This is a genomic window from Dyella sp., assembly GCF_036568765.1.
Classification (GTDB): Bacteria; Pseudomonadota; Gammaproteobacteria; order Xanthomonadales; family Rhodanobacteraceae; genus GSA-30.
This window is the reverse complement of sequence record NZ_DATCRY010000291.1, coordinates 1-2,244: the sequence shown is the minus strand read 5'-3', so window position 1 is coordinate 2,244 and position 2,244 is coordinate 1. Positions and strand designations below refer to the sequence as shown.

Here is a 2,244-nt window from a genome sequence, read left to right as displayed (position 1 = left end):
GCTATGACACGATCTACGCCCATCAGGACGCCGAAGATGATGCGCTGATCGGCGTCAAGTCGACCGCCCGCCTGTTCGGCGAGCGCACCCATCTTGCGCTTTCGGTATTTTATCCGCTCGCGGTGGTGCTGATCGGCGCCGCCCTGGCGCTCGGCGGCGCGCGCTGGCCGGCCTGGATCGGGCTTTTCGCCTTCGCCGCGCATCTCGCCTGGCAAATCCGTACGCTCGACATCAGCAATCCCGCGCTGTGCCTACGCCTGTTCAGGTCGAACCGCGACGCCGGGCTATTGTTGTTCGTGGGGCTTCTGGTTGACGCCGTGATGCGCGCGTAGCTCGTGACGCGGTGTCGTAGGGTGGGCAAAGGAGCGCAAGCGACGTGCCCACCATCCATCAGCGAATATGCGGTTCGATGGTGGGCACGCTGTCGCTTTGCCCACCCTCATATGGGGGATTTTAAGTCAAGCCTGTTTGATAGGTCGGGAAGTTTTTGTGGGTGTCGAGTTGTTCCTTGGCGCTGCACTGGGTGGAGCAAAGCCGACCGACCGCGCGCTTCATATTGCGCCGTAGCGGGCGGGCGGCTTTGCGGTGGGGCACAAAGCGATATGTGGCGCGATGAGCCGCGGTCGATGGCGAGGACTGGCTTCGAAGTTCCAGCAGCGTTTCGCTGCATCACCTCATATCCGGTCGGATGAAGTCATCCAGACCCTTGTTCCGCATGCTTGCGGCGAAGAAGCCAAGGAGGATGAGACCCATCTACAAGGCGGCTGTTGGTAGCAGCCCTAGGGTGGCACGGTCATCATCCATCCTCGCAGGACCGCGGCGAACCGCAGGCCTGATCGCGAAGTTCGGTTAAGCCTTCATCACGGCCCCCGTCGGCACGAGACCGGTTTGCAGATAGCGCCACAGCGCCACGATCAGCTTGCGCGCCAGCGCCACGATCGCGATGCGCCTGGCGCGCTTGCCGGCGTTGAGCACGCGGCGCTCGAACTCGCGGCTGAGCGCGCTGTCCGGCTGGTGACGCCGCCACAGCCAAGCCAGTTCGATTGCTTTCTGGCGGACGCGGGCATTACCCGCCTTGCTGATGCCCTGCTCGCGATCGATGCCGCCGCTCCGCCACGGGCTGGGTGCCAGGCCGCAATAACTGCCGACCTGGCGTCCGTTACTGAAGTCCTTGTAGAACAGTTCGCCCGACAACGTCGTGGCGAGGGCCGGGCCGAGCGCCTTGAGTTGTTGCAACTGCGCCTGCTGCTTGGCCAGCGGCTCGCCAGCTGCAGACCCCTGCGCTGCCGCCTGGCTTTTCTCGAGCGTCGCAAGCTGCTCACGCACCAGAATCAGACGCGAATGCTCGCGCTTGATCTCGGCCAGAACGTGCGGCGGCAGCGGATGGCCTTGCCAATCGCGTTGCTGCTCCAGCCAGGTGAGCCACTTGCGATGGCGAGGGTTGCCGACCTTCAGGCCCGACAGACGCAGCAGCGCCTTGATCCGGTTGGTGTGTGCCGTCTGCTCCGTGACCAGCCGATCGCGTTCGCGGCTCACACGTCGGGCATCCTCCTGCTCCACCGTAGGCACCCGGACGATCCGCACCACTCGCGGCTCGCCGCGCAGATGGGCCATCAGCGTGCGCAACAGCAGTTCGCCGTCGATCCGGTCCGTCTTGGCCCGCCGCGAGCGCTGCTCGACCGCGATGCTCGCCGGGTCGAACACGAAGTTCTCGATCCCCGCCGTCACCAGCAGCCGGTGCAGCCAGAAACCGTCATAGCCGGCCTCGTAACAGCTCACCACGCGCGGCTCCGATCCGAGCTTCTGCGCCACCCGCGCCCGGATCTTGGCGATCAGCGCCAGCAACCCGGCGTGATCGCCGCCCTCCACTTTGTAACGCGACATCCGTCCCAGATCCGGGCTGTGTACCGTGACCAGCCACGTCTTCTGGCTCAGTTCAATCGCAACGAAAATCGTGTCACTATACGCGGCGGTGGGCGTGCCAATGGTCGGTGCTTGCATCTGACTCTCCGATGGTTCGAGTGTGGAAACCCAAACCTATCGGAAGGGCTCGCTCACCGCTCCCCCCATGGAATCTACGGCTTCGCCGTTACCTTGCCCGTCTTTCGCGCCTGCGCCACCCAACGGACCGCACTCGACGCGCCCACGCGAAAGTGCGCCGCAGCCGCGCGACGCGACATACCGCCTTCAACAGCGGCGACTACACGCTTACGAAGATCGGCCGAAATGGATATCGCCATGCCC

3 protein-coding genes are annotated in these 2,244 nt (G+C 64.6%); 1 reads left to right on the top strand and 2 read right to left on the bottom strand.

Translation table 11 applies throughout. From position 1 onward, the window contains the following. The coding region (locus tag VIM98_RS18510) for a UbiA family prenyltransferase (RefSeq protein WP_331994578.1) at positions 1–332 on the top strand (332 nt) is incomplete at its 5' end. 517 nt (positions 333–849) lie between these two features. Here the strand turns inward: VIM98_RS18510 and VIM98_RS18505 are convergent. Together VIM98_RS18505 and VIM98_RS18500 are read right to left on the bottom strand one after the other, a co-directional pair. After that, entirely contained in the window at positions 850–2,001 is a 1,152-nt protein-coding gene (locus tag VIM98_RS18505; RefSeq protein WP_331994577.1) for an IS110 family transposase, read from the bottom strand. 74 nt (positions 2,002–2,075) lie between these two features. After that, the gene (locus VIM98_RS18500; RefSeq protein ID WP_331994579.1) at positions 2,076–2,240 is read right to left on the bottom strand and encodes an IS630 transposase-related protein; all 165 of its coding nucleotides are present in this window, start codon (positions 2,238–2,240) and stop codon (positions 2,076–2,078) included. Positions 2,241–2,244: the final 4 nt, after the last annotated feature.

Excerpts from the sequence above, each read along its gene's own strand:
- VIM98_RS18505 (WP_331994577.1), bottom strand. The coding sequence starts at position 2,001 with ATGCAAGCACCGACCATTGGCACGCCCACCGCCGCGTATAGTGACACG.
- VIM98_RS18500 (WP_331994579.1), bottom strand. The coding sequence starts at position 2,240 with ATGGCGATATCCATTTCGGCCGATCTTCGTAAGCGTGTAGTCGCCGCT.